Genomic DNA, 26,669 nt, shown 5'->3' with positions numbered 1-26,669 from the left:
ATGGGCCCCACAATCGTTCCGCGCGCGCCTCCTGGCGACGGGCCTTACTGCACCTGCGCGCCCGCGACGTCCCAGTTGATGCGCTTGAGCACCGCATCCACGTAATCGGCGCGACGGTTCTGATACTTGAGGTAGTAGGCGTGTTCCCACACATCGATGCCCACAATGGGCAGTTCGCCTTCCAGCAGTGGCGAATCCTGGTTGGGCAACCCGCGCACCACCAGCCGGTTGGTGGCAGTTTTCACCAGCCACGACCAGCCGCTGCCAAACTGCCCCACGGCCGCCGTCTTGAGTGCGGCGTTTACCGCCTCGTGTGAGCCGAAGTCGCGCACAATCATGTCACCCAGCTTGCCGTTGGGCGCCGCGGCCGTGGCCGCAGCGGCCGGCGCCAGCAGGTTCCAGAACAGGGCATGATTGGCGTGACCACCGCCGTTGTTGCGAATGACCGACTGCACCGCCGCCGGCCACCGCCGCAACCCCATCAGCAACTCACCCAGCGAATAGCCGTGCAACGTTGGCTGCGACTCGAGCGCCTTGTTGAGATTGGTTACATACGCCGCGTGATGCCGATCGTGGTGGATGCCCATGGTCTGCGCATCCACCGCCGGCTCCACCGCATTGTTGGCGTAGCCCAGCGCCGGGAGCGTAAACGGGTACTTCTGGCTCAGCACCGCGTCGGGCGCCAGCAAGGTCGCGCTGGGCATCACCAATCCACTCGCCGCCGACAGCGGCACGAGCCCCGACAACGCCGCGCCCGCCACCGCGCCCGCGCCCTGCTGCAGAAATCCCCGACGATCCATCTGTGTGCTCCGCCGTATCCGGTGGCTCAAAGTGTAAGTAACTGACAACTGACAACTCGAACTGAAAACTGAAAACTCCCACTGACAACTGAAAACTCCCGCAGGCCACCAGAGTTGTCAGTACAAATTCTCAGTGCTCAGCTCGAGTTGTCAGTACTCAGTTCTCTCGATCTGGTGCAACGCGCTGGATCTCTAGTATCTCGCCAGGTACCGATCCAGCTCCCACTCAGTCACCCGCTGGTTGTACTCGTTCCACTCGGCACGCTTCGCCGCCAGATACTGCTGCGTGATATGCTCGCCCAACGCTTCGCAGATCACTTCGTTCTTCTCCAGGTCGTCGCACGCTTCGTTCAGCGACTGCGGCAGGTCATCCACCCGTAATCGCCGACGCTCGCGATACGACATCTCCCAGATATTCGTGTTCACTGGCTCGCGCCAGTCGGCTTCGGTGGCCAACCCATCAAGCCCCGCGGCCAGCATGACGGTCAGCGCGAGATACGGATTGGCGGCCGGGTCCGGTGTGCGCAGCTCCAACCGGGTCCCCGATCCACGGCGCTCCGGCACGCGAATCATGGGGGAACGGTTCCGCATACTCCACGCCACATTCACCGGCGCCTCGAATCCCGGCACCAGGCGCTTGTAGCTGTTCACCAGCGGATTCGTCACCGCCGTCATCGCGCGCGCGTGCTTGAGCAGCCCGCCAATGTAGTGCAGCGCCGTCACACTCAGCGCCCACTCGCGCGACGGATCCCAGAACGCGTTCTGATTATTGCGGAACAGACTCTGGTGCGTGTGCATCCCACTGCCGTTCTGCCCGAACACCGGCTTGGGCATGAACGACGCAATCAGCCCGAACTGCCGAGCCACCTGCTTTACGACAAAGCGAAAGGTGGCAATGTTGTCGGCCGTTCGGAGCGCGTCCGCATACCGGAAATCAATTTCGTGCTGGCCGTGCGCCACTTCGTGGTGTGACGCTTCCACCTCGAAGCCCATCTGCTCCAACGCATCCACAATGGCGCGGCGCGCATCTTCACCCAGATCCATGGGCGCCAGATCGAAGTAGCCGCCCACATCATGGGTGTGCGTGGCCGGCCGGCCATCTTCGGTGGGCTTGAAGAGAAAGAATTCCGCTTCCATGCCGGCGTTCATCACGTACCCCAGCTCAGCGGCCCGCACCAGCTGGCGCTTGAGCACGCCGCGCGGGTCTCCGCTGAACGGCGTCCCGTCGGGCATGTTGATGTCGCAAATCAGGCGTCCCACCCGGGCCGACGGATCCCCCCACGGAAAGATCTGAAAGGTGCTCAGATCGGGGGCGAGCAGCATATCCGACTCTTCCACGCGGACGAACCCGGCAATGCTGGAGCCATCGAACATGATGTCTCCCTGCAGGGCCTTCCTGAACTGCGAGGTGGGAATCTCGACGTTCTTGATGACGCCGAGGATGTCGGTGAATTGCAGCCGCAGAAAGCGCACCTGCTGCGCTTCGGCCAATTCGAGAATGTCCGCTGCGGTCGCGCCGGACAGATTGGTCGGGACAAGGGAACGGCTTGGCGTGGCCATGCCGTATAGTAGTACCTTTCACCGCTCATGACTCCTCCAAATCCTTCCGCTGGCGCTGGGTTCTGCGCCGCCTGTGGGGCCGCCCTGTCCGCAGGCGCCCGCTTCTGCCACCGCTGTGGCACCCCCCTCGGCCAGGGCCTCCCCGTCGCGCAGAAGGCCGCGCAGCCGGGTGGCGTCGCCGCCGTGCTCCCCTGGGGCGTGGCCTTTGTCGCCCTGCTGGCCCTGATCGCCATGGTCGCCGGCAAGAACTTCGGCGCCGCCAAGGGATCGGCCGTGGACGGCTCAGCCAACTCGCTCCCCACCCAGGCCATCGACGGGCAGGGGGCCCCCGCGGGCGCCCCCTTCGCCGGTGGAGCGGGCGGCGCCGGCGCTCCCAACATTGCCAACCTTTCCCCCAGCGAGCGCGCCAACCGCCTCTACACCCGTATTATGGAATACGCGGAGTTCGGAAAGGTGGACTCGGTGGCCTTCTTCGCCCCTATGGCGCTGGCGTCGCACGAAATGCTCGAAAGCCCCACCGCCGACGAGCGCTATCACTTCGGCCGGATTGCCGAAGTGACCAACAACCCGGCCGTCGCCAAGGCCCAGGCCGACACCATTCTGCAGGGGCAGCCCGAAAACCTGCTCGGCCTGCTGCTGGCCGCTCGCGCGGCCCGCATGACCCAGGACAACGCCACCGCCAAGGGTTTCGATCAGCGCCTGCTCAAGGTGCTGGCGGCGCAACTCGCCACCCAGCTTGAGGACTACCAGGTCCACCGCGCCGAGATCGATCGCGCCGTCGCCGACGCGCAAAAGTAGCCGACCGCGGAGGGGTATTCCTCGGAGTGCCCCTCCGGTCGCCCGGAAAAACGGTATTATTTGGGTGGACACGGTACCCTCGGTGTCCGCCGTGCATAGGCCTCGCGAAGCCGCTGGCCCTTTGTCCTGAGGGGTTAGGCATCCGTGACCGTGACCACTCCGCAGGTCACCACCAGCGTCGCCGCGGCTGCCGCTCCGGCTGACCTGCTGCCAGTCCTCACGCGCTTTGCGCGCGACCTGGCCAGCCACGCGCTGACCAAAGACGAACTTTTCGGTCGCCTCGCGGACACCGGGCGGACGCTCTTTGAGGCCGAGGGGGCGGCGGTCGTAGAAATGGTGGACGACGAGCACTACGTCGTCGTCGCCCCCAGCGGAACGCTCTCCGCGCTGGCCGGGCGTCGCCTGGCCCTCAAACAGGGCGCGTCCATCTTCCGCGACGTCATCCGGCATCGCCGCGCCGAGTACATGAACGACGCGGAGGGCAACCCGCGACTCAACCCCGAGGTGCAGCGCCTGGTGGGGATGCGGCAGCTGGCCGTGGCGCCCATTGTGCGCGATGGGGCGGTGATTGCCATGCTCACGGCAGTGAACCCGGCCAGTGGGGCGGTGGATGAGCACCTCCTGGCGCTGCTCGAGTATCTCGCCGCGCAGGGGGCCGTCGTGCTGCGCACCGAACAGCTGTTGCAGCGGGCGCACCAAGCCACCGATGAGGCCCGCTCCCGCGCCGAGGACGCGGCTCGCGCCGCCAATGCCAATGCCGTGTTGGCCGCGTCGGCCCGGGCCTTCGCCAACGCCCCCAACCGTGATGCTCTGTACGCCAGTCTCGCCGCTGTCCTCGTCAACGAACTGCATGCCGTTGGCTATGCCGTGTACGAAGCCAATCCCCGCCTTCGTACGGCGCGCTTCGAAACCCAGTGGGGGGTGACCAACGCGAACGCCGAGCAGATCGCCGCGAACTTCTGGCACACGGCCCTCGGCGATATCGTCAGCTCGGGCGAGCCGGTCTTCGTGTCGGAATTCTCCAACGCCGAGGAAAACACCCTCCTGCACGTCTCCCTGCAGGAGTCCGGCGTGCACTCGGCGGCGCTGCTGCCACTCCTCATTGAGGAGCGCGCACAGGGGCTGTTGTCGGTCCGCTTCTCCGGCGCGCACGTTTTTGATGAAGGGGAAAAGCAGCTGCTGGCAGACATCACTGCGCAGTTTGCCCTCGCCTTTCGCAACACCATGTACGTGGACGAGGTGGAGCGGCGTGCGCATCGGCTCAGGGTGCTAGCCCGGGCCCAGCAACAGCTCACCCAGCTGGCCAGCGAAGACAGTCTCCCCAACGGGATTGCCGAAGCGGTGGACCTGGTGCTCCCCAGTCGCAGCTGCGATGTGTTCACCATGTCCGGAACGGAGCTGCGACGCGTGGTGCGCCTCGAGAACGGCACCATGGTCAGCAGTGACATCGCGCCCATCGCCGACCTCACGCTCGCGCGACTGACCGCCGACACCGGCATTTCACGCCTCGCCTCGCATCTGTACGCGGGGCCGGATGCGCCACGAGGGACGACGGAACTGTGTGCCGCCGTGCGCTTTGGGCACCGCAGCGCCGGCGTGATCCGGCTGATGTCTGCGGCAGATCATCCGTTTGATGCGCAGGATCTCGATCTCATCACAATCATTGCCCGCCACGCCGGCACGGCGGTGGAAACGGCCCGGCTGTTCTCGCTGCAGGATCTGCAGCGGCAGCGGGCTGAGGGCGCCGCCGAACTGGCGCGGGTCACACTGGAGGCGGTGAATCTGGAGGACGGGGCAGCGGAGCTGCTGGCCGTCCTCGACCGCAACGTCCCGTCCATCGGGAAAGCCATTGGCGTGGCGCGAGGGCGCGACGGCTTGGTGGAGTACATCTCCGGCAGTGGCACCCTGGACACCCTGCGGGGGGTGCGACCGTTGGCGGCGGATCCCCTGGGGCAGGTGGCACGCGACGGCAAGCCCATGGAGTTTGCGTCGCTGCGTCAGGCCACCTCGGGAGACGTGCAGACGCTGGTCCCCGATGAATGGGGCTATCTGGTGCCACTGCTGGCGCGCGATCGTGTGTTGGGGGTGTTGCTGGTGTCCGCTCCCAAGGCCGCGCCGCTGCTGCGCCGCGACCGCATCACCCTGGAGCGACTGTCGTCGTCGCTGGCGCTGGCCATTGATGCCCTGCTGCTGGACGAAGAAGAACGACTCTCCCGCGAGCGCGAACATCTGCTGGCCACCGCGCTCACCACCATCAACCACCCCATTTTCATTCTCGACCGGCTGGGCGTGCGCTATGCCAATCCGGCCGCCGCGCGGGAGTACGGCTGGTCGCAGTCGGAGCTCATGGAGATGCGCTTCGAGGATCTGGTGGTGGGCGAAGATGCCCGCGAAAGTGTTGACATGCGCAGCGGCGTGGTGGCGTCGGGCGTTCGGCTCTCCAACGATGTGCACCGGCGGCTGGATGGCACGGAGTTTCCCGCCGTGGTCACGGTGAGCCCGCTCACCGGACACGATGGCGACGTGCTGGGGCAGGTCGTGAGCGTGCGGAACGTGAGCCAGGACCGCCGGCTGGAAGAACAGTTGCGGACCACGGAGAAGATGGTCGCGCTCGGCGAACTGGTGGCGGGGGTCGCCCACGAAATCAACAACCCGCTCACCGGCATTTCCGCGTTCGCGCAGATCCTGCTGGAAGAGGAGCTGGGCGACGAACAGCGCGAGTCGGTGCAGCTCATCAAGCAGGAGAGCGACCGGGCCAAGGGCGTCATCAACGATCTGCTGCTGTTTGCGCGTAAGACGGAGCGGGGGAGCGGACCGGTGGATGTGAACAGCGTGATCGAACAAACCATCCGGCTTCGTTCCTATCCGCTGCGCAACGCCAAGGTGTCGCTCAAGCTCGAACTCGACCCCCAGCATCCGCTGGTGAGCGGCGATTCGCAGAAGCTGCAGCAGGTGCTGCTCAATATCATCAGCAACGCCGAACACGCCATGCACGAGCGCAGTGAACGTACCCTCACACTGCGCACCGCCCGCGACGGCGATCAGGTCAGCATTTACGCCACGGATACGGGGAAGGGCATGCCGGCGGAGATCATCCGTCGCATTTTCGAACCGTTCTTCAGCACCAAGCCCGCGGGCATCGGCACCGGGCTGGGGCTGAGCGTGGCGTACGGTATCATCAACGCCCACGGGGGCACCATTACCGTGGACTCCGAACCCGACGTCGGGACAACAGTCACCATCGTGCTTCCGGCCCTCGCTGTATGATACTCTCCATGGACCACACCACGTCTCCGCACCTCGAACCCAATGGCGCAGTGCAGGCCATTGAAGCCGCGGTGGCGGCCACGGTCGATCACTCGCTGCGCCGCATTCTGGTGGTGGACGACGAGACCACCATTCGCCTGGCGCTCAGTCGGTTTCTGCGCACGCGCGGCTTTGAAGTGGAGACGGCCGACAGCGGCGTGGCGGCGCTGGAAGCGTTGCAGCGCCAGCGCTTCTCGCTCATGCTCTGCGATCTGCGCATGCCTGGGCTGAGTGGCCTTGAGGTGGTCCCCAAGGCGCTGCTGGCCGATCAGGATCTGGGCGTCATCATGCTCACCGCGGTCAACGACGCCACCAGCGCCACCGAGGCGCTCTCCAACGGCGCTTTCGACTACCTCACCAAGCCCGTGGAGCTCCCCGACCTGCAGGCCGCCGTGGAGCGGGCCATGATGCGCCGCATGCGCACCATGGAGCGTCGGGCGGTGGACCGGATGATCCGCGAAGAGGTGTCGCTGCGCACCCTGCAGCTGGAGCGCGAAAAAGGGGCGCTGCGTGAACTCACGGTGAGCGTGGCGGAAACGCTCATCAACGCCATGGAAGCCAAGGACCTGTACCTGCGCGGCCACTCCCAGCGGGTGGCGGAGTTGGGCGCGGCCATCGCGGCCGAATTGGGGGAAGGCGCCCACGTCGTGGAGCTGATCCATACCGCCGGCCGCCTGCACGATGTGGGGAAGATCGGCATCCGCGAAGCCGTGCTCAACAAAAACGGCCCGCTCACCGTCGACGAGTTCGCCCACGTCAAAGACCATGTGAAAATCGGCCTCGAGATTCTGCAGCCCCTGCACCACCTCGGCGACGCGCTGCACTTCATCCGCGACCACCACGAACACTGGGACGGCGGCGGCTACCCCCACGGCCGGGCCGGCGAGGAGATCTCGATTGGCGGGCGTGTCCTTACCGCGGCCGACGCCTTCGATGCCCTGACCTCCAAGCGCGCCTACCGCGACCCCATGACCGCCGGCACCACGCTCGAATACCTCGCCACCCAGGCGGGGCGCCTGTTGGAGCCGCGCATTTACGACGCGCTGCGGGTCGTGATCACACGCGGCGACGTCCCGGGAATGCCCAGGGTCTCCTGACCCCCGCCCCCAATTTCCGCCCAACGCTTGACTCTGCGTCCGCTTCTGTGTAATAGGAGCAAGAGAAATACGCACACCGTTTCGCGTGGGCGTTTACCGTGTTCCTTAAGGCCTGAAGAGGAGGCGTCATGCCGCGTGGCGACGAGTTGGAGAAGCTCCATCTGATCGGTGACGAGATGGTTGATCTGAGGGGCTACGGACGCTCGTCGTACGACGAAGATGACGAGGAAGACGGCTACGGCATCACGTCCGAGGACGGCGATTCCCTGTGGGATAGCGCCGAAGACGACGATGAGGACGATGAGGACGCCGAGGACGATGACGGCTACGAAGAGGATGGCCTGAACGACGAAGAGGACGACGAAGACGATCTCTTCGGCCGCCCCATCGTGCGTCGTGGTCCCGGCCGTCCGCCCAAGAACCCGGGCGCGCCCAAGCCGGCCCCCAAGTCCAAGGCCCCCAAGCCGGCGCCGGTGCTCGAAGTCGCCGACGACGAGCCCGGACTCGACGACGAAGATGGCGATCTGCTGCTCGACGACGAGTCCGACGATCCGCTGGACGGCGATGATGTTGAGGATGGGGTAGACGGCGTGGACGACGGCCTCGATGGCATCGACGACCTCGGCGACGAACCCCCGGCCAAGGCCCCGAAAGCCCCCAAGGCCCCCAAGGAGCCTAAGGCTCCGAAGGAACCCAAGGCCCCCAAGGCCCCGAAGGCCGCCAAGGTAGAAGTGGTCGACGCGCCTGTCGCCGCCGAACCGGTCGTGGAAGCCAAGGCGCCCGCCAAGAAGGCACCGGCCAAGGCCCCCGCAAAGGCAGCAGCACCAAAGGCACCCGCCAAGGCCGCCCCCAAGGCAGCGGCCACCAAGGCACCGGCCAGTAAGGCACCGGCCAAGAAGGCGGCGCCCGCGGCCAAGGCTCCAGCCAAGGCACCAGCCAAGGCACCGGCTAAGGCACCGGCCAAGGCGCCCGCCAAGAAGGCCGCCAAGCCCGCTCCCAAAAAGGCGGCCAAGCCGGCGCCCAAGAAGGCGGTAAAGCCGGCCCCTAAGAAGGCCGCCCCCAAGAAGGTCGCCAAGCCGGCCCCCAAGGCGCCCGCCAAAAAGGCCGCCCCGGCCAAGAAGGCGGCCCCTAAGAAGGTCGTAAAGCCGGCCGCCAAGAAGGCCGCGCCCAAGAAAGCCGCCAAAAAGGGCGCCAAGCGTCGGTGATGTTCCGGTGAACGTCACCACCGAGCAGCCGTCGTTCGCACGGCGGCTGCTCGATGCGCTCCCCTTTACGATCTGGTCGGTCGATCTCGAAGGGCGCATCACCGCGACCAACAACACCTGGTCGCGCTTCGCGGAAGACAACGGAGCACCCGCCATCGCGTCGGAATCGGCCGTGATCGGGTGCTCTGTGTTCTCCAGCGTCGCCGACGACGCCTCGCGCGAGCAGATCGCGCACGCCATGGAACTGCTCAAGGACGGCCAGGTCTCCACCGTCCGCTGGGAATTCCCCTGCAGCTCCCCCGACGAGGAACGCGTCTTCCTCATGCAGGTCTCGGCGCTCCGCGAAAACGACGTCGTGACCGGCTTTGTCTTTGCCACCGTCGATATCACGCCCAGCCACCGCTCGCGCGAAGCCCTCATCAATACCGGCATCGCGCTCGCCGAAGCCATCTCGCTCGACCGCGTCTACGAGGAAGTCGCGCTGCAGCTCAAGCGCGCCATCCCCTCCACCGGCTTCGTCATCGCCATTGCCGACGACGAATCGGGGCGGTTCGAGATCGCCCATCGGCAGGGATACGCCGCCTACACCCCCGACGAGATCGAGCTGCGCCTCTCCCGCGCCTGGCTCGACGCCCTCGCCACCAGCAACGTGGTGCGCGAAGCCACCCCCAACGGGCTCGAAATCACCGCGCCGCTGGTCAGCGCCGAGGGAGTGCTGGGCGCCCTCACCCTCTACGCCGAACCGCTGGAGTCGGAATCGGCGATCGAGGAAACCGAACGGGTGCTCGCCGTGATCGCGGCCCAGACCGCCGTAGCCATCGAACGCGCCTGGCTGGTGCGGCGCGTTGAGTCCAAGCGCCGCCTTGAAGCCATTGGCGAAGTGGCCGCCGGCGTGGCCCACGAACTGCGCAACCCGCTCTTTGGGATCTCCTCGGCGGCGCAGCTCCTCCGCTTCCGCTCCCGCGAAGACCCGGTGGTGGAGAAGAACGTGGGGCGCATTCTGCGCGAGGTGGAACGGCTCAACAAGATGGTCACCTCGCTGCTCGAATTCGGACGCCCCAACGCGGTGCACCTGCAACCGGCCGACCCCGAGGTGGTCTGGGACGACATCCTCGAAGGCGAACGTGCCCGCCTGGACACCCATCGCCTCACCATCAAACGCCTGCGGCCGGCCAGCCCGGTGCGCAGCATGCTCGACGCCGAACAGTTGGGGCAGGTGTTTCGCAACATCCTGGTCAACGCCTGCGACGCCGCCCCCGAAGGCACCGAACTGCTGCTCGCCACCCAGGTCTCCCCCGTGGGCGGCTGGCGCTGCCGCCTCACCAACGGCGGGCCCCCTATCCCGGCCGAAGTGCTGCCGCACGTCTTTGAGTTCTTCTACTCCACCAAGGCCGGTGGCACAGGCATTGGCCTCGCCCTCTGCCAGCGCATCATGGACGAACACGGCGGCACCATCAGCATCGACAGCCAGCACGATACCGGCACCACCCTCACGCTGACCCTGCCAGCCACGGCAGCGACGTGATCGACGCATGATGCTGTCTATCCTCGTCGTGGACGACGACGACACCGTTCGGGGGACGCTGGTCGAATTCTTCGAGACCTTCGGCTACACCGCCCGCGGGGCCGCCACGGCTTCGCAGGGCAGACAGTTCGCCGCCGAACATGCACCAGACGTCGTACTGCTCGACCTGCGGCTCCCCGACGCCAACGGTATCGTGGCCCTCGACGCCTTGCTCGCCGATGACCCCGAACTCGCGGTCATTGTGCTCACCGGCCACGCCGATGTGCAGACCGCGGTGAAAGCCATGCACCACGGCGCCGCCGATCTGCTCGAGAAGCCCGTTGACCTCGAAGCGCTCGCCGCCGCCGTGGAAAGGGCCGCCAAACGCGGTCGCCTCCAGCAGGAAGTCGCCGTCCTGCGGGCCCACGCGCGCGCCGACGCCCCCTCCGCCCCGTCCCTCGCCCCCACCATCGACGATCTCATCGACCTGGCCGCCCGCAACGCCGACGCTCCAGTGCTCCTGCAAGGGGAAACTGGTACCGGCAAGGGCTACGTGGCCCGGCAGATTCACGATCGTTCGGCACGAAACCAATCGCCGTTCGTGGAGATCAACTGCGCGTCGCTCTCCACCACCTTCTTTGAAAGCGAGCTGTTTGGGCACGAGCGCGGCGCCTTCACCGACGCCCGCCAGGCCAAGCGCGGCCTCCTCGAAGTGGCTGGCGATGGCACCATCTTCCTCGATGAAATCGCCGAATTGAGCAGCGACGTACAGCCTCGGCTGCTCAAGGTTCTCGAGGAACGCACCTTCCGACGCCTGGGCGGCACCACCTCACTGCGCTCAAACGCCCGCGTCATTGGCGCCACCCACCAGCCCCTCGCTGACGCCGTCGCCGACCGCCGTTTTCGCGCCGACCTCTATTACCGGCTGCAGGTGCTCACCCTCACCCTGCCGCCGCTGCGCGCCCGCCCGGACGAAATTCTTCCCATGGCGCACAGCTTTCTGCTGAAAGGCGCCAACCTCACCCGCGCCGCCGAAGAGGCCCTCGTCGCCTACCGCTGGCCGGGCAATATCCGCGAGCTCAAAAACACCCTCTGGCGCGCCGCCATCCTCGCCGAGCACGCGCCCATTGATGTGGTGCACCTGGGGCTCCCCAGCGACAGCGCGGCCACCGCGCCCCCTCGCGCCCCCACCGCCCCGCGCACCCTCGAGGAAGCCGAACGCGACACCATTCGCCTCGCCCTCGACGCCTACGACGGCAACCGCTCCGCCGCCGCCCGTTCCCTCGGCATTGCCCGCTCCACCCTGCTCGAAAAGCTCAAGAAATTCGGGCTGTAGCAGTTTGAAGAATGCTACAACGTTTTCTTTAAGGCTTCCTCGTCATCTCCAGACCTCCCCACCTCCGCCAATCAGGCACGACTGCGGTTAGTGCCTGAATGAAGGAGGTGGGGAGGTGAGGAGCTGAGGAGAACTACACTGAGCGGATTTCAGTCGACCGAAAATCAGTCACCAAGTGCCCATCAGACGATTTTCGGTCAGTTTCGAAAGAGCAGCTTCGTGACCGTGCCATGGCGCAAATCATTGTGAAATAATGTCTTGACTGATCGTGCCATAAACTGGCCCGCTTCTCGCCTTAGTAGTCAGCATGAAAACCGAAGCAGCAGTGAAGTCCGTGCTGGTCGTCGAGGATGAACAGAGCATTCGCGATATCCTCGTCGAACTGTTTGAAGTAGATGGGAACGCGATAACGTCCGCGGAGCTTCTTCCTGAGGCGTTGGACAAGCTCCGAACACAGCGTTTCGATCTGATCGTGACGGACCTGCGCCTTGGCGGAAAGCGTGACGGAGGGCTGCAGGTCATGGCCCTCGCCGGCATGCTCTCGCCAGATGCGATGGTACTCGTCCTGACGGCGTACCCCGACGACTCCAATCGTCAGGCGTCGTTCCGACTGGGCGCGCTGCACTTCCTCGAAAAGCCAGTGGACCTCGCTACGATTGCTAATTACGCGGCAACGGTTGGTGTCCGAACGGCCTTCGCGACTAGTCTCAGCGAGTAATTGCAGGAGCTACGCAGTACACCGCTCTTCGTGGGCGGGCACAAATCGCGCAATCGCGCCGACACAATCGTCTGGTCGTTCCGGTGGGTGGTGGGTGATACTGGGGAGTGTCACACGGGCGGCCAGGCGAGTCGGCAGCGATCAGCGCGATTTGTGCATTTCACCGTATTCCTTCCGGTCAGCCCAACATGAGTACCCTCCCGAATCCGCTTGGAGGGGAACGCCGCTTCTATGCGTGGCGAGGCTGGAAGGTGGCCTACGTCGTTCGTGGCCACGGTGAACCTCTCGTCTTCATCCACTCCATCCATGCCGCGGCATGGAACGCCGAGTGGCGCCAGAACGTACCGGCGCTCAGCGAGCAGCACACCTGCTACGCCATCGACCTGTTGGGCTTTGGGGCCTCCGATCGCCCGCCCATACCGTACACCGCCGAACTATACATCAGCCTCGTTCACGATTTCCTCCGGGACGTCGTCGGTACGCCGGCGCACCTCGTAGGGTCCTCCCTCGGCGGGACCTACGCCGTGGCAGTGGCCCACGCGAACCCGGAACTCGTGCGCAGCGTAGTGGCCATTGGCCCCGCCGGCGTGTCGCGACTCTTCAACGTGGGCGGCGCCGCTGGTACCGCCGTGCAGGCGCTCTTCCGTACCGCCGTTCCCGGACGTGCGCTCTTCAGCGCCCTCGTCTCGCGAGCCAGCATCAAGTTCTTCCTCAAGGACATCTACGCCTTCGGCCTCGATCGCATGGCCGAGCATCTGTACTGGATCAGCGCCAACCAGCCCAACGCGCGGTTCGCCCCGGCCGCGTTTGTGGGCATGCGCCTCAATCACGACATCCGGCAGAGCATCGGGCAGCTGCAGGTCCCGCTGCTCCTGGTGTGGGGCACGCAGGCCAGCCAGACTCCGTACAAGGAATCGGCCCAGGTGCGTGCCGCCGCCCCCGCCGCGATGTTCGCCCCGCAGCACGCCGGCGACCTCCCGCACGACGAAACGCCCGACGCATTCAACGCCGTTGTCCTCGGCTTCACGGCACCGGCAACCCCCGCCGCCGTCTAACCCGCACGTCCGCCGCCGGACGCGTATATTTGCCCGTCCATGGCCGAGTCTCCTGTACCGCTCCTTCGCGCGCACGCGCGCCACGCCCCGTGGAATGCCCGCGGGCTCGCCGCACATGCTGCGGCCCTCGTCGATTCTGCCGGCGTCAAGCCCACGAACGCGTCGGCACGGGCCATGCCCAGTGCGCGCGCTGTGCGCTTCTATGTAGCCAACGGCCTGCTCGATCGCCCGGAAGGCGCCGGCACCGCCGCGACCTACGGCTATCGACATCTGCTGCAGCTGCTCGCCATCAAGATCCGGCAGCGCGAAGGGCAAACGCTCGACGCCATCAAGGCCGAGATGAAGGAGACCACCGGCGACGCGCTCGAACGTCGGGTCGCGGCGTCGCTCGCACCGGCGCTCTCGCTCTCCGCCGAACCGGTGCAGAAAAACGGCAACCCCGTGGCCGCCTGGCGACGCATCACCATTGCCGACGGCGTGGAGCTGCATGTGCGCGACGACTCACCGGCCGCCGAAGACGACACCGTCGTGGCGTTACGGGACACCCTGCGCCGACAGTTGGGCGTCTGACGCTCCCGTTCGATCCCGGTGGGATCCGTATGGCAACCCCGATGGATAACTGAACGAAACACCACGGATACTATCTAAGTTTAGAGAGTATCCGTGCCTCACGGCTGTCCCTCTCGACCAAGCCCAATGTTCCGCGTTCTTGTTACCGATGAAGTCGATCAGGAAGGCCTCGCGCTGCTCGCCGCTGAGCCCCTGCTGCAGGTAGACGAAGTCCCCACGCTGCCAAAGGATGAACTGCTCGCGCGCATTGGCGACTACGACGCGATCGTGGGACGCAGCGCGACCCGCATCAGCGCCGATCTCCTCAAGGCGGGCACCAAACTGAAAGTGGTGGGACGCGCCGGCGTGGGCATCGACAACATTGCGCTCGATGTAGCCACATCGCTGGGCATTGCGGTCATCAATGCGCCTGCGGGCAACACCGTGGCGGTGGCCGAGCTGTTCTTTGGCGCCACCATTGGCTTGCTGCGGCAACTTCCGCGCGCCGATCATGTGATGAACAACGGCGGCTGGGATCGCAACAGCTTCCTCGGGCGTGAGCTCAAGGGCAAGACGCTCGGCATCGTCGGACTGGGCCGCATTGGCAGTGAAGTCGCCGCCCGCGCGCACGCCTTCGGCATGACCGTGGTGGCCTTCGATCCGTACATCGCCGACGAACGCTTCACCGCGCTGCGCGTGCGACGCGCGCCGTCGCTTGACGCACTGCTCGCCGAAGCGAACATCCTCACGTTGCACGTCCCGCTCACCGACGAAACCAAAGGCATGATTGGCAAGCGCGAACTGTCGCGTCTCCCCAATCGCTCGGTGGTGGTAAACATGGCGCGTGGGGGTATTGTGGACGAACCCGCGCTGCTCGCCGCACTCGAAGCCGATCAGCTGCGTGGTGCCGTGCTCGATGTGTTCAGCGCCGAGCCGCTGGTGGCCGATTCGCCGTTGCGGAAGGCTCCCAACCTGTTGCTGCTGCCGCACCTTGGTGCCAACACCGTGGAAGCGCAGCGCAACGTGTCACGTGATGTGTGTCTCGCCGTGCGCGATGCGCTGATTCGCAATGATCTCAGCAAGAGCATCAACGTGGCTGGCGGCGCCGGTGAATGGGGCGATCTGCAGCCGGCCATGATGGTGGCCCGTCGCGCCGCGGCGGTGGCACGTGCGGTGCTGGCTGACCAGGGCATGCGCGCCGTTCGACGCGTGGCGCTGCGGGTGAGCCCCGATCTCGCGCACGGTACGGGCGCCATTCTCGCGGCCGTGGCCGCGGGAGTGCTGGAAGGCGTCATCGAAACGGACCGCCTCAACCTCATCAACGCACGGGCGCTGGCCGAAGCACGCGGGCTGGAGTTGAGTGTGGCGGAGTCGAGTGAGCTGGGGGCACGCGCCATTGAAGTGGCGTTGTCCGGTGGCATGCAGCAGTTGGCCGTCAGTGGCGTGGCACCTGAAGGCAGCACGCCGCGTCTGACGCAAATCGGGTCGTTCCACATTGACGTGAACCCCAAGCAGACGCTGCTCATTCTCACCAACCACGATGTGCCTGGTGTCATCGGGCGTGTGGGCACCTTGCTGGGCGAACAGTCGGTGAACATTGCCGAATATCACCAGGCGCGTTTGGCGCAGGGTGGTGACGCGCTGGCCGCCGTGTCGGTAGATGGTGAAGTCAGCGAGACGACGCGCCGGGCGCTGCTGGAACTGCCCGATGTGATTACCGCCAGTGTTGTGCACTTCCGCGACGAGTAACGGATTGTGACCACTGTCGTTGCTGGCGTACCGTTCGCCCTGCCCACACTGACCACCGACGCCGATGTGCGTCTCGCCTTTGCGCGTGACGCCTCGGGGTTGGAGATGCTGGCCGACGCCATCGCGCGTCCCACCACCATCGAGGAAGTGGCCGAGTTGCTGCGCGAAGCCACCGCCAACCGCACGCACGTTACGCCGGCCGGCGCGCAAAGCAGCACCACCGGCGCGTCCATTGCCGATCACGGGTTGCTGCTGTCGCTGCGCAACCTGTCGCACATTGGGGCCATCAATACCGACGCGCGCACCATTACGGTGGGTGCCGGCGCCATTGTGGCCGATGTACGTCGCGCCGCCGAAGCAGCCGGACTGCTCTTTACCCCCGACCCCACCAGTGAAGAAGAGAGCACCGTGGGTGGGGCCATTGCCTGCAACGCCAGCGGCGCGCGTTCACTGCGCTACGGCGCCACGGGGCCGCACGTGCGCGCCCTGACGGTGTTGCTGGCCAACGGCGACACGTTGCAGCTGCGTCGCCCGGCGCTCGAAAAGAACACCGTGGGCTACCCGGTCGCGCACGATCCGGTGGAGTGGTTTGTGGGCAGCGAGGGCACGCTGGGCGTGGTGGTGGAGGCGGAGTTTGCCCTGTACCCACTCCCCGCGCAGGTGCTCGGGCTGGTGGTGCCCTTTGAGCAGGAAGCCGACGCGCTGGCCTTTGTGGTGGCCGCTCGTCGCAGCCACCTGGTGCATCCGCGCTGCCTCGAGTTTTTCGATCAGGGCGCCATGGATATTGCGCGCGCCGCCGAGGGGAGCAGCAGCTGGGCCACCACCGCCACGGCCATGGTATACGTGGAGGAAACCGGCGCCAACGAAGCGCAGGAAAGCGAACTGCCGTTGGACGAATGGCTGGCGCTGGCCGAAGCGCATAGCGCGCTGGCCGAGGACATTCGGGTGTACGACTCGCCGGCCTCGCAACAGGAGGCTCGGCGCATGCGTCACGCGGTACCCGCCACCATGAATGAGCGGGGCGCCGCCCGCCGCCCCCATGGCGGGCGCAAGGTAAGCACCGACTGGGCGGTCCCCTATCCGCGGCTGGCAGAAGCGTTGGGGGTGGCCCGCCGCTTTGCCGACGAGGCCGGGATTCAGCGGGGCATTGCCTACGGGCACGCCGGCAACGGCCACCCGCACCAGAACTTCATTGCCCAGGACGCCGCCGAACTGGCCCGTATTGAGCAGGTGGTCTATGCCACCCTGCGCGAGGTCATTGCCATGGGGGGCACCGTGGCGGCTGAACATGGCATTGGGAAGCTCAAGAGTCGCTGGCTGCCGCTGCAGGCCAGCAATGCCCAGCAACGGGTCATGCGCGCCCTCAAGAACGAGTTCGATCCGTACGGCCTGCTTGCCCCCGGCAACGTATTGGGCTAGGTAGTCCGGAACGTTCGTTCCTAAAGCGCTTCTCGGTACCGCTAGTCAGATTGCACGAGTTCGCCCGTTTTCACGGCCTGCTCGGCACGACTTACCGGACCCGGAATCACCCGTATGCCTCACTTTCGCCGCGATGACATGGACCGCGCAGGCAAGCCACTCTTCAAGACGGTCATCTTCGATGTCGACTCGACGCTGGCCGACATTGAGGGCATCGATTGGCTCGCGGCATTGCGCGGGCCGGAGATTGCCGCCGAAAGCGAAGAGCTGACGGCGCGCGCCATGGCGGGCGAGATGCCCATTGAAGCCGTGTACACGCGGCGGCTCTCGCGCATTCGTCCCACGGCGGGTGAGTTGATGATGTTGGCCGATGCCTATCAGCAGGCCATGCAGACGGGCGCCAAGAGTCTCATTGGTGCGCTGCACGGCGCCGGGGTGCAGGTGCACCTGCTGAGCGGTGGGCTGCGCCCCAGCATCATTCCGATGGCGCTGCAGCTGGGGGTGCGCGCCGACCGGGTGCACGCGGTGAGTTTGGCGCAGGATGCCGATGGCACGTACAGCGTGCTGGATGGCGAACAGCCGTTGGCCACGCAGCAGGGGAAGCCGCGCGTCGTGCAGCAGTTGCAGCTGCGGACGCCCATTGCCATGGTGGGTGACGGCAGCACCGACGCCGCCGTGCGTGGCGTGGTGGACAACTTCTTTGCGTATACCGGCGTGGCGCGGCGTGACAACGTGGTGGCCGTGGCCGACGCCGAAGCCGACAGCTTTGACGCGCTGTACGACTTATTATTCGAGTCGCATCCGTCGCGCGTGTAATGGCTCGCAGGGCCGGTATCGCCGCGCCACCATTGGCAGGCTCCGCTCACTCCCCGGTTGGTCCTATGGCGTTTGGCACGTTTTTCCTCCCCGGCCCCACCGAGGTGCGCCGTGATGTGCTCGAAGCCATGCTGCAGCCCATGCTGCCGCACCGCGGCGCGGTGTTTGAGCAGCTGTTCGCGCGCGTGCAGTCGGGACTCAAGCCCATCTTCCGCACGCAGCGCCCGGTCTATGTGAGCAGTTCCAGCGCAACCGGGCTCATGGAAGCGGCCATTCGCTGCGCGCGCCCCGGCGCCATTCTCTGTCTGGTGAACGGCGCCTTCAGCGAACGCTTTGCCAACATTGCGCACAGCTGCGGGCGCGAGTCCACCGTCATTGGTGGCGACTGGACGCGCCCGGTGTCGCTCGATGCAGTGGAGAGTGCCCTCAAGGCCAAGTCGTATGCCGCGCTCACGGTGGTGCACAGCGAAACCAGCACGGGGACGCTCACCAGTTTGCCCGAGCTCACGCAGCTTGCGCACCGCTACGATTGCGCCGTGCTGGTGGACAGCGTGACCGGCCTGGCCGGTGTGCCGGTGGAGACCGATGCGTGGGATCTCGACTTTGTGCTCACGGGCTCGCAGAAGGCGCTCGCGTTACCGCCGGGTCTGGCGTTTGGTGTGGCCAGTGAGCGGTTTATTGCCACGGCCGGTGAAGCGATTGGGCGCGGGTTGTACTACGACCTCGTGGAGTTTGAGCAGTACATCCACAAGAACCAGACCCCCAACACACCGGCGCTCTCGCTGTTGTACGCCACGGCGGTGCAGGGCGAGCACATTGCGCGCGAAACCATTGAGCGCCGATGGGAGCGCCATACGCAAATGGCCGAGCATACCTACAGCTGGGTGCACGAACTGCGTCAGCGTGTTGGCGAACCCTTTGGCGTGTACGCGCCCGACGAGCATCGCAGCCACACCGTGACTGCGGTGACCGTGCCTCCCGCGCTCAATGCCGACGCCATTGTGAAAGCCGTGGCCAAGCGCGGCTTTGTCATTGGCGGCGGCTACGGCAAGCTCAAGAGCACCACCTTCCGCATTGGTCACATGGGCGACCACACCATGGAAGGATTGGAAGCGGTGCTGGAAGCGACCGCCGAGGGAATTGAGGAGTTGCTGGCCGTTTAGGCCCCTTCACGGGGGCAGCGTTGTTGAACCGCCGCTGGCCTCGTAGAACTGCATGACGAGGACTGCTCCGATTGAGCGGACAGTGCGTGCAAACGAGGACTGGCTCCGGCATGGACTAGCGGCGTACTGCTCCGGCGGGGCTGTTCATGCTGGGGGGGTTGGATCTCGCGGAGGTGGAGAGTGTTTGTCGCATCCACCGTCGCAGTCCTCGTTTGCACGCGCTGTCCGACGCTACGGGCCAGTCCTCGTCATGCAGTTATGCTCAGCTCGCCAAGTTAATGGTGCGGGCTCCCCGCGTGATTTACCCCTCATGCCAATCTGCTGGCGGCCCATCACAGTGGATCCCACATTTTTACGGGTCCCACCCCGTTCCGCACGGGCCGAACTGGGAACGTGCGGCCTCATCCGCTGGATCGACCGTCGTCAGGAGCCGCTTTATGAAGCAATGGACTGCACTGTTCGCCCTTGTTGCGCTCACGTCTGCATGTGCTGCCAAGGAAGAAGCTCCGGCAGCCGATACCGCAACCGCCATGGCCGCCGCGCCAACGGCAACGTTTGAATCCATGGCCGGTGATTACACCTGGACCATGAAGGCGGAAGTCGGTGACTCGGTACTCGGCACGGGGAGCTCGCGTAGCGAAGCCGATGGCACCGGCTACTCGGTCAACAATGCTCGCCCCACCGACACGACGCGTTTCACCGGCAAGATCGAAGGCGGCAATCTGATAAGTGAGTCGGCCCCGTACACCGACCCGGCGATGCCCAAGGACGTGGGTCAGGTGATGTGGCGAGTGGTGGCGCCACTGCCCACAGGAACAGGGCTGAGCGGCATCGTCACCGTGTCCCCGGTCTCCAAGCCGGACTCGGTGCTGGTACGCGCGCGCGTGGAAACAACGAAGAAGTAGAAGCGGCACCGGCTTGCCTGCAACGGCCGTTGCAGGCAAGTACGGGTGCAGGTGTGAGGTGGTGCGTCGTTATGCTTCCGTATCCCCTCACGTGACCTCATGCTCGACGACTCCCGCTGGATTCCCCGCCTCGACCCGGCCCGCCTGGCCGTGTTGCCGCCTGCCCCGCCCATTGACGCGCCGGATATTGCCGACCGCGTGCGTGGCATGCTGTTGTGCGTGGCCATTGGCGATTCGTTGGGCAACCGCACCGAGAGCATGTTCCCTACCGAGCGGGATCTCGAGCACGGGCGCATTACCACCTACCTGCCCACGCGCTACGCGGGCGGGGCGCGCGCGGGCACTCCCAGCGACGATACGCAGCTCACCTGTCGCGCCATTGAGCAGCTGCTGGCCGATGGCACGCTCAATCCCGACGAGCTGGCGTTCCGCATTGCCAACGACCGCATCTTTGGCATTGGCCGAGCCACGCGGGACTTTTGCGATGCCCTGCGCGGCGGCGCACCCTGGTGGGAGGCCACACAGCAAAGCGCCGGCAACGGCGCCATCATGCGCATTGCGCCCACGGTACTGCCGCATCTGCGCACCGGCGGCATGCAGCTCTGGGTGGATACCGCCATCAGCGCCGCGGTCACGCACAACGATGCGCTGGCCGTTGCCAGCAGCGTGGCGTGGGTGGCGTTGTTGTGGCGGTTGTTGAACGGCGACCTGCCGGAGAGCCCCGCCGAGTGGTTGGAGACGTACACCGAAGTGCTGCGGGTGCTGGACAGCGATCAGGAGTACGACACGCGGGTGACGCTGGGCCCGTTGCACGGGTGGCGTGGCAGTCTGTCACAGCTGCTCGATACGCATGTGCGCGACGCCATTGTGCGCAAAACCCCCGTACGTGCCACCGGCCCGTTGTGGCACAGCGGGGCGTTCCTGCTGGAGACCATGCCCACCGTGCTGCACATCGTAGCGCAGCATGGGCATGATCCACGCGAAGCCATGCTCGTGGCCGTGAACGATACGCGCGACAACGACACCATTGCCGCCATTGTGGGCGCCGCCATGGGCGCGGCGCACGGCACGTCGTGGATCCCCACCGACTGGCGCGAGGGGCTGCTGGGGCGCATTGATGGTGATGACGACGGGCGGCTGTTTACGCTGATTGATGAAGCGGTGGAGCGGTTTGCGGGGTAAGGTTTACCCCTCGTACATCTCACCGCGCAGCAATGGCCCTACCCGGGCCCGTGAACTCACCCCGAGCTTGAGCAGCGCGCGCTCGGTGTGATTACGCGCGGTATACGCGCTCACTCCCAAGGCCGCGGCCACCTCCGCGTTACTGCTGCCACGGGCCAACAGCCGCACCACTTCTATTTCGCGTGGTGTGAGCCCCCAGCGTTCACGCAGCATCTCGTCGCTCACCGCGGCGGGCGTTGCACGCCCCAGCGACACGAGCACCGCCCCGTCCACATCACACATGGCGCGTGATGCCGGGACCGCGCGCGCAGTATACCGCGACTGCGCCGTGGACAGGGTCCGTTCCACCGGCGCCGGCCCGTCGCGCTCCACCACGAGCCGCGGGCTGCTCACCGCAAAGGCCAGTTGGCGACAGGCCACAAGCAACGCCTCGGCCTGCGGCTCCGCAGACAGCAACGCACGACAGGCGACATTGCGATGCAATTCACGCCCGCCACGGTCCAGCAGCAGCAGCGCATCGCTCATGAAATCCAACGTACGCATCAACCCGTCCCGTCGCTCGCCAAACCGGGCCAGCGCATGATGCCCCGCCCGGAACGCCGGCAAAATGAGCTGCAGCCGCTGCCGAATGGCGTCGTCACTCAGGCGCGTCGCTCCCCGTCGCTCGTAGCCGGTGATGAGCATCATTTCCGATCCGTCATCGTCGGTCATGAGTCCGAAAAAGTCGAGCATGCCACCACGCCACACGGTGTTGGCAATCTCGCTGCGGCGCATGTCATGCCCCAGCTGCGCCAGCATGTTCGCGTTGGTCGTCTCGGTGAAGACTTCCATGCGGTCGGCGCGGCGCGCCTGGAACCACGTGTCCACCACGGGGTCCTTGCTGGCGAACAGCCCCGTGCGCGGATCGGGCGTGGTAAGGTCGGCGAACACCTGCAGCACATCGTCATCAATCGATGGCGACCGGAAAACGACCCGCCCACTCTCCGGGGTGACGAACATGACATGATCGCACCCGAAGGCCAGCCGCAGCCCCTCGTCCACGTCACGGCGCCACGTGTCCGGATCGGCGGCCGCCAGTGGCGACAGCAACGTGTCGGAGAGTGCCATTAGGCGGCGCTGTTCGGCGTGCGTGAGAGCGATCGACATAGCCTACACTATGCCGGCTGGCGCCCCGGAGTTTCACACCCTTGGTCTGCGGGGTTGCGGCGGCCACGCCGCCGCCCCGGTCAATCCCCATTGGGCGGCACCGCTAGCCGGGGCAACACAAATTGCCGGAAATCCCCTGCCGACCCGGTCATATCGGTGTGCAGACTGCCCGACCGCACCCGGTCATGGTACCACGCAAAGGCACTGGGCACACTCACCACGCCATCGTTGGGGGTAAACGACAACGGACCATCCTGACAGGGAAACTTGGGAAGTGGCGCCCCGGCCAGAATGGCGTACTGCACGGCCGGCACGTCGCGCACTCGCGCGTTGAATGCCTCTGCCACCTCGGGGGTGAGCTGCCGATACGCCTCCACGCCTCCGCCTCCCAGTGCATTGAGCGGCACCGCACACGGTGAGCCCAGGTTTGGTGTGCCCAGCATGAGCAGGTGCCGCACCGCTGGCGTACCCGGTAGTCCGGGTGGGGCCATCGTGAGATACAGACGCGCAATAAGACCACCCATGGAGTGCCCCACCACATCCACCTGCCACGCATTGCTGCCCGTGCGTACGGCCGTCACATATCGCGCCAGCAGATGGGCGTTCACAAACAGACTGTTCGTTTCGTCGAGCAGCGCACCGGCACGGAGCACGCCCGTGCGCAGCACCAGCTCGGGACCCCCCACCCGCCCATCGCCTACCGCATAGGCCCCCCAAGCAAAGGAATGCGCCTGCCGCAGAAACGCCGGGTACTGCTGCCACGTGCTGGCATCACTCCAGAGTCCATGCACCAGCACCACGGGCCGTGGGGTCACCACCACCGGCGTGGTGATGGCCTCTGCCCCTGCCACACCACTCGCCAGTCTCACCTCAATGCGTCGCGAAGCGAGGGCACGCGCGTTGGGCTCCCACGCCCACCCCGCCGTGTTCCATGCATACTCCACCGTTGATGTACTGCGCGCCGCCACCTGCACCGGCACTCGCCCATTGGGCAAGGCGCGCGGTGCGGCCAGATCAGAGAGCGTGAGCATATCCGCCACCGCCCGGGCGCCGTCATTGCGCACCGTGATGCGCACCCGCACCACGTTCCCGTCCACCGTACCGTCTGGGCCGAGCGCGCGCCAACGCCCCGTATCGGGAAAGACCTGCTGCTCAAACACCACGCGCTCGATGGCCAAGGCTTCCGTGGCCAGCCCGCGGGTCAGCGCCCATGTCCAGGTGCGGGTCACCGCCCCCAGACGCTCCACGCGCGATCCAACCGACACATTGGGATACCGCGGGTCGGGCGCGATATCCACGCTGTATCGCTCCAGCTCCTGCTCGTGCTCGAACTCGTCACGCTGATCATTCGCGGTGGCGTCCGTCGGTTGTGAGCCGCACACATCATCACCCATGACCTTCGACGCCATGCGCGACCGCACCATGAGCTTGGGCCCCAGCACCTCGATCCCCAGATTCGTGGCGGTTACCTCGTCCTCCACCTGCGCCACGCCAGTGGAAGTGGTCTCCATGGTTCGCACAACAGTGGTCTGCTGCTCGGCGGCGTTTGTTTCGCAGCGCACACGGGTGGGCATGAGCTCCGTGCTGCGCAGATGACTGGCCAATGACACTGCCAGCGTTGCGCGCTGCACCAGAGCGCCCGCCGCCCCCGTAACCATCCGTGGTACCAGTGTGCCATCCAGCCGCACCAGCCGTTCGCTGCGCAGTGTAGTGGCGCGCGCCTGATTGACCTGCATGCCCACCGCCGCGCGCCGCTGCGCTTCATCCAGCTCCTCAACGGTGTCGGCGTTGAGCGTGACGCGCTCAATGAGACTGAAGCTGCCGCGCCACGCGGAATCTGCAGGCGCGGCCGACGCTGGCGAGGAGCTGGCCGGATGATGAGCACGAGTAATGGGTTGCACCGCCAACACCGCTCCCAGTATCATGGCCGCCACCGCACTCACGGTTGCACCACCACACTCACCCGCCGGTTACGAGCCCGACCGGCGTCCGTGTCGTTGCCGGACACGGGACGCGTGCTGCCAAAACCCGCTGCCGACAGTCTGGCCGCCGGCACACCGCGCTTCACCAGCTCGGCCACCACCGCTCTGGCCCGCTGTTGGGACAGCGGACCGTTTGCCGCATCGCCACCCACGCTGTCGGTATGTCCCTCAATCGTCAGTGCACGGGTGGGGTTGGTGGTGTGCCACGCCACAATCTCGTCTATGGCAGCGCGGCTCTCGGCACGCAACACGGCGCTCGCAAAATCGAAATAGAGGCCGTATACGTCGGCGCGACCATCGCTGCGCAGCGCAGCGGCCAATGTGCCAGGGCGCGTGCCATCGTCAAAGGCCATACCGGCCCCCAGTTCGGTGTACCACGGATGTCCCCAGTTGCTGCGCACCACCAGCTTTACGTACTGCGCTTCCACCGGCGTGATTTGCACCGCCTGGTCGTTTGTATTCTTCTGCAGTTCAAAGCTCGCCACCTTGCGCAGCTCGGTAGGGGTGTCGCCCACGTGGAGTTCCAGTAGACGGGCCGAGATCCCGGGGTGGTCGGGTTCCTCAGTGAGTGCGTTGTTGAACACCAGCGTCGTGAGCCACTGCCGCCGCCCCAGGTCAATCGTGATCCAGTGTGGAAAGGGCACATTACTGGCCGAGCTCCACACCAGATCGTGGATGGGCTTGCCGGTGGGCGTGAGCTGTTCGGCGGTGGGGATGAGATTATCGGCAATCCAAATGGAGCCGAACTCGCTGGAGAACCCCGCAATGCGGGCGCCAGCTTCACGGGTGAAGAGGTTCACCAAGGGTGTGTTGGCTGGCGCGGCTTGCGAGGGTAGCGCGAGAGCCGGAGTCATGAGCAGTATCCACATGGCCGTGCGCCGCGTGTACCGCAAGACATTCAGGACAACGCGCAGCACGGCGCGGTGCAGTGTGACCGTTATGGGATGCATGGTGGTGTTGGGTCAGGGCGTGATCAGGGCGCGCCAAGGGCGCAGGTCCATGCCGGTAAGCCATTGCGTCATGGCGGGGAGTTGCGGGTCGTCGTCGTTGTTCACCACGAGGGAGAGTGCAATGACGCGCACCTCGCCGCGGCGGCTGCCCGCAAAGAGCGCCGGATTCACGCGCCAGCGTGTGCTGTCGCCGGGCACAGGTACAAGCGGCGGCACACCCTCGCGGGTGAGCAATAGCACGCGGCCCGCGTAGATGGGATGTCCTTGCACGGAATCGGTGACGACTGGCGGTGGAAACGTGCCGCGCTCCGTGACCTCCTGCGGATTCTCCAGCAGCCCAAAGAGCGCGTCGAGCTGATTGACGTGGGCCGACAGCATGGCATGACTGGTGTAGTCGGCGCCCGAGCGCAGTGTGCACTGCGGCCCCCACAATTCCTCGCGGCGATGCAGCCACACCGATGCGTCGGCCATGAGGGGGGCACCGGGACTGGCCGGGTGCCCAATGAAACGGTGCAGCCGAGCGCGCACACCGCTAAGCGCATTGATGTGGGTGTTACCGCGCAGCAGCTGTTCCGCGCGATCGAGCGTGTGCGTGAGCGGCGCTACGCCGGTGCGTTCCGCAGCCGACAGCGAGGAGGCTGTTTGCACGACGGTGGGAGCCCAGCAATCGAGCCCGGCGGATAGCAGCGCGAGTGCAAGCAGGTTCATGGCATGGGCTCCACGCCGTACTCGTCGTACAGCGCCATGATACGCGCCAGGTCGGGATCCGTACCGGTTCGTTCGGCATCAGCGCTGACTTCGGCAAGCGCCCCGAAGAACAGCTCCATATCGCCCGGCCGTGTGAACACCCAGGTGCGGGACGGCGTGGTGCCGCTGTTACGGAACGTGTGTCGCGCGCCGGCGGGGACATGTACCACGGTGTGCGGCGGCACGGCCTGCCAAATATCACCGGCAAGGAATTCAAAGCCCTCGTCGATGGTAATGAACGTTTCGTCCTGTTCCCGGTGCCGGTGTGGCGGCGGTCCGCTGTTGGGCGCCGCCACGTACAGAAGCAGTGAGAGAGTACCCTTCGTATCGGCGCTGGTGAGGGCCGGAATGGCCTGCTGCCCCATGAGGTGCAGGGACGTAAGCGCGTTGAGTGGCCGAACGAGGACCATTGGCGTGGTAAGCGTGGCGGACATCATGAGCTGTATGCCTCCAGAGAACCCTGATCGCGGCGGACCCCATGTCCGCGCTGACCGGGCTGTGAAAGCACAATGCCCCCGCGGGGGCGGGGGCACATGAGGCAGGGTACCTGGATGGTTCGGTGGGGAGATGGGGAAAATTACCCAGGAGATGGGCGTCCTTTGCTGCCATTTGTCGCGGCTTGCGCCCTCGCCCAAGTGCTTATTCACGCGGTACTCTAGGCGTCATGACCAAGGACTGGGTA

General features: G+C 65.8%; 22 protein-coding genes. 15 read left to right on the top strand and 7 right to left on the bottom strand.

What is annotated here, in order from left to right:
* Positions 1-44: 44 nt before the first annotated feature.
* Together GEMMAAP_RS01485 and glnA are read right to left on the bottom strand one after the other, a co-directional pair.
* Entirely contained in the window at positions 45-704 is a 660-nt protein-coding gene (locus GEMMAAP_RS01485; RefSeq protein WP_053334028.1) for a superoxide dismutase, read from the bottom strand.
* Between the two features lie 288 nt (positions 705-992).
* The gene (glnA, locus tag GEMMAAP_RS01480) at positions 993-2,360 is read right to left on the bottom strand and encodes a type I glutamate--ammonia ligase (protein ID WP_053333922.1); all 1,368 of its coding nucleotides are present in this window, start codon (positions 2,358-2,360) and stop codon (positions 993-995) included.
* 27 nt (positions 2,361-2,387) lie between these two features.
* Between glnA and GEMMAAP_RS01475 the strand changes: the two genes are divergently transcribed.
* From GEMMAAP_RS01475 to GEMMAAP_RS01405, 15 genes are all read left to right on the top strand, one after another.
* A complete protein-coding gene (locus GEMMAAP_RS01475) occupies positions 2,388-3,158 on the top strand; it encodes a zinc-ribbon domain-containing protein (RefSeq protein ID WP_075071377.1) in 771 nt (256 codons plus the stop codon).
* 144 nt (positions 3,159-3,302) lie between these two features.
* On the top strand, positions 3,303-6,425 hold the full coding sequence (locus GEMMAAP_RS01470) for a GAF domain-containing sensor histidine kinase (RefSeq protein WP_026849142.1): 3,123 nt from the start codon (positions 3,303-3,305) through the stop codon (positions 6,423-6,425).
* Between the two features lie 8 nt (positions 6,426-6,433).
* Positions 6,434-7,561, top strand: coding sequence for an HD domain-containing phosphohydrolase (locus GEMMAAP_RS01465; protein ID WP_053333921.1), 1,128 nt, complete (start codon positions 6,434-6,436; stop codon positions 7,559-7,561).
* Between the two features lie 128 nt (positions 7,562-7,689).
* On the top strand, positions 7,690-8,766 hold the full coding sequence (locus tag GEMMAAP_RS20755) for a hypothetical protein (RefSeq protein ID WP_179947318.1): 1,077 nt from the start codon (positions 7,690-7,692) through the stop codon (positions 8,764-8,766).
* 7 nt (positions 8,767-8,773) lie between these two features.
* Positions 8,774-10,291, top strand: a complete 1,518-nt coding sequence (locus GEMMAAP_RS01455) for an ATP-binding protein (RefSeq protein WP_026849141.1) — start codon at positions 8,774-8,776, stop codon at positions 10,289-10,291.
* 7 nt (positions 10,292-10,298) lie between these two features.
* On the top strand, positions 10,299-11,606 hold the full coding sequence (locus tag GEMMAAP_RS01450) for a sigma-54-dependent transcriptional regulator (protein ID WP_026849140.1): 1,308 nt from the start codon (positions 10,299-10,301) through the stop codon (positions 11,604-11,606).
* 307 nt (positions 11,607-11,913) lie between these two features.
* A complete protein-coding gene (locus GEMMAAP_RS01445; protein ID WP_026849139.1) occupies positions 11,914-12,324 on the top strand; it encodes a response regulator in 411 nt (136 codons plus the stop codon).
* 188 nt (positions 12,325-12,512) lie between these two features.
* Positions 12,513-13,379, top strand: a complete 867-nt coding sequence (locus tag GEMMAAP_RS01440; protein ID WP_026849138.1) for an alpha/beta fold hydrolase — start codon at positions 12,513-12,515, stop codon at positions 13,377-13,379.
* A 39-nt stretch (positions 13,380-13,418) separates the two neighbouring features.
* Positions 13,419-13,949 carry a MerR family transcriptional regulator gene (locus GEMMAAP_RS01435; protein ID WP_053333920.1) on the top strand — a complete coding sequence of 177 codons (531 nt, stop codon included), beginning with the start codon at positions 13,419-13,421 and terminating at the stop codon, positions 13,947-13,949.
* A gap of 126 nt (positions 13,950-14,075) precedes the next feature.
* Positions 14,076-15,677: a phosphoglycerate dehydrogenase gene (serA, locus tag GEMMAAP_RS01430; RefSeq protein WP_026849137.1), complete on the top strand. Its 1,602-nt coding sequence runs from the start codon at positions 14,076-14,078 to the stop codon at positions 15,675-15,677.
* A gap of 6 nt (positions 15,678-15,683) precedes the next feature.
* Positions 15,684-17,096 (top strand): FAD-binding oxidoreductase, encoded by a 1,413-nt coding sequence (locus GEMMAAP_RS01425; protein WP_026849136.1) that lies wholly within the window; start codon positions 15,684-15,686, stop codon positions 17,094-17,096.
* Between the two features lie 114 nt (positions 17,097-17,210).
* Positions 17,211-17,912, top strand: a complete 702-nt coding sequence (locus GEMMAAP_RS01420) for an HAD-IB family phosphatase (RefSeq protein WP_053333919.1) — start codon at positions 17,211-17,213, stop codon at positions 17,910-17,912.
* A 65-nt stretch (positions 17,913-17,977) separates the two neighbouring features.
* Positions 17,978-19,075: a pyridoxal-phosphate-dependent aminotransferase family protein gene (locus GEMMAAP_RS01415; protein ID WP_026849135.1), complete on the top strand. Its 1,098-nt coding sequence runs from the start codon at positions 17,978-17,980 to the stop codon at positions 19,073-19,075.
* A 437-nt stretch (positions 19,076-19,512) separates the two neighbouring features.
* Positions 19,513-19,980, top strand: coding sequence for a hypothetical protein (locus GEMMAAP_RS01410; RefSeq protein ID WP_026849134.1), 468 nt, complete (start codon positions 19,513-19,515; stop codon positions 19,978-19,980).
* Positions 19,981-20,079: 99 nt separating this feature from the next.
* Positions 20,080-21,162 (top strand): ADP-ribosylglycohydrolase family protein, encoded by a 1,083-nt coding sequence (locus GEMMAAP_RS01405; RefSeq protein ID WP_053333918.1) that lies wholly within the window; start codon positions 20,080-20,082, stop codon positions 21,160-21,162.
* A 3-nt stretch (positions 21,163-21,165) separates the two neighbouring features.
* On the opposite strand, the gene GEMMAAP_RS21190 is transcribed toward GEMMAAP_RS01405, so the two are convergent.
* The 5 genes from GEMMAAP_RS21190 to GEMMAAP_RS01380 all read right to left on the bottom strand — a co-directional run bounded on the left by GEMMAAP_RS21190 (position 21,166) and on the right by GEMMAAP_RS01380 (position 26,424).
* Positions 21,166-22,308 carry a helix-turn-helix transcriptional regulator gene (locus GEMMAAP_RS21190; protein ID WP_026849132.1) on the bottom strand — a complete coding sequence of 381 codons (1,143 nt, stop codon included), beginning with the start codon at positions 22,306-22,308 and terminating at the stop codon, positions 21,166-21,168.
* 80 nt (positions 22,309-22,388) lie between these two features.
* Positions 22,389-24,251, bottom strand: coding sequence for an esterase/lipase family protein (locus tag GEMMAAP_RS01395; protein ID WP_026849131.1), 1,863 nt, complete (start codon positions 24,249-24,251; stop codon positions 22,389-22,391).
* Positions 24,248-25,240, bottom strand: coding sequence for an OmpA family protein (locus GEMMAAP_RS01390; RefSeq protein ID WP_026849130.1), 993 nt, complete (start codon positions 25,238-25,240; stop codon positions 24,248-24,250). The genes GEMMAAP_RS01395 and GEMMAAP_RS01390 overlap by 4 nt, the downstream gene beginning before the upstream one ends.
* Before the next feature lie 12 nt (positions 25,241-25,252).
* The gene (locus GEMMAAP_RS01385; RefSeq protein WP_026849129.1) at positions 25,253-25,948 is read right to left on the bottom strand and encodes a hypothetical protein; all 696 of its coding nucleotides are present in this window, start codon (positions 25,946-25,948) and stop codon (positions 25,253-25,255) included.
* Positions 25,945-26,424, bottom strand: a complete 480-nt coding sequence (locus tag GEMMAAP_RS01380) for a cupin domain-containing protein (RefSeq protein WP_026849128.1) — start codon at positions 26,422-26,424, stop codon at positions 25,945-25,947. The genes GEMMAAP_RS01385 and GEMMAAP_RS01380 overlap by 4 nt, the downstream gene beginning before the upstream one ends.
* Positions 26,425-26,669 lie beyond the last annotated feature (245 nt).

The sequence above is a fragment of the Gemmatimonas phototrophica genome, from assembly GCF_000695095.2.
GTDB classification, from domain to species: domain Bacteria; phylum Gemmatimonadota; class Gemmatimonadetes; order Gemmatimonadales; family Gemmatimonadaceae; genus Gemmatimonas; species Gemmatimonas phototrophica.
This window is presented reverse-complemented; position numbering and strand designations above follow the sequence as displayed.

Coding starts and splice junctions, on each gene's coding strand:
- GEMMAAP_RS01485 (WP_053334028.1), bottom strand. CDS start 704: ATGCCCAGCGCGACCTTGCTGGCGCCCGACGCGGTGCTGAGCCAGAAG.
- glnA (WP_053333922.1), bottom strand. CDS start 2,360: ATGGCCACGCCAAGCCGTTCCCTTGTCCCGACCAATCTGTCCGGCGCG.
- GEMMAAP_RS01475 (WP_075071377.1), top strand. CDS start 2,388: ATGACTCCTCCAAATCCTTCCGCTGGCGCTGGGTTCTGCGCCGCCTGT.
- GEMMAAP_RS01465 (WP_053333921.1), top strand. CDS start 6,434: ATGGACCACACCACGTCTCCGCACCTCGAACCCAATGGCGCAGTGCAG.
- GEMMAAP_RS20755 (WP_179947318.1), top strand. CDS start 7,690: ATGCCGCGTGGCGACGAGTTGGAGAAGCTCCATCTGATCGGTGACGAG.
- GEMMAAP_RS01450 (WP_026849140.1), top strand. CDS start 10,299: ATGATGCTGTCTATCCTCGTCGTGGACGACGACGACACCGTTCGGGGG.
- GEMMAAP_RS01445 (WP_026849139.1), top strand. CDS start 11,914: ATGAAAACCGAAGCAGCAGTGAAGTCCGTGCTGGTCGTCGAGGATGAA.
- GEMMAAP_RS01440 (WP_026849138.1), top strand. CDS start 12,513: ATGAGTACCCTCCCGAATCCGCTTGGAGGGGAACGCCGCTTCTATGCG.
- GEMMAAP_RS01435 (WP_053333920.1), top strand. CDS start 13,419: ATGGCCGAGTCTCCTGTACCGCTCCTTCGCGCGCACGCGCGCCACGCC.
- serA (WP_026849137.1), top strand. CDS start 14,076: ATGTTCCGCGTTCTTGTTACCGATGAAGTCGATCAGGAAGGCCTCGCG.
- GEMMAAP_RS01420 (WP_053333919.1), top strand. CDS start 17,211: ATGCCTCACTTTCGCCGCGATGACATGGACCGCGCAGGCAAGCCACTC.
- GEMMAAP_RS01415 (WP_026849135.1), top strand. CDS start 17,978: ATGGCGTTTGGCACGTTTTTCCTCCCCGGCCCCACCGAGGTGCGCCGT.
- GEMMAAP_RS01410 (WP_026849134.1), top strand. CDS start 19,513: ATGAAGCAATGGACTGCACTGTTCGCCCTTGTTGCGCTCACGTCTGCA.
- GEMMAAP_RS01405 (WP_053333918.1), top strand. CDS start 20,080: ATGCTCGACGACTCCCGCTGGATTCCCCGCCTCGACCCGGCCCGCCTG.
- GEMMAAP_RS21190 (WP_026849132.1), bottom strand. CDS start 22,308: ATGTCGATCGCTCTCACGCACGCCGAACAGCGCCGCCTAATGGCACTC.
- GEMMAAP_RS01390 (WP_026849130.1), bottom strand. CDS start 25,240: ATGCATCCCATAACGGTCACACTGCACCGCGCCGTGCTGCGCGTTGTC.
- GEMMAAP_RS01385 (WP_026849129.1), bottom strand. CDS start 25,948: ATGAACCTGCTTGCACTCGCGCTGCTATCCGCCGGGCTCGATTGCTGG.
- GEMMAAP_RS01380 (WP_026849128.1), bottom strand. CDS start 26,424: ATGATGTCCGCCACGCTTACCACGCCAATGGTCCTCGTTCGGCCACTC.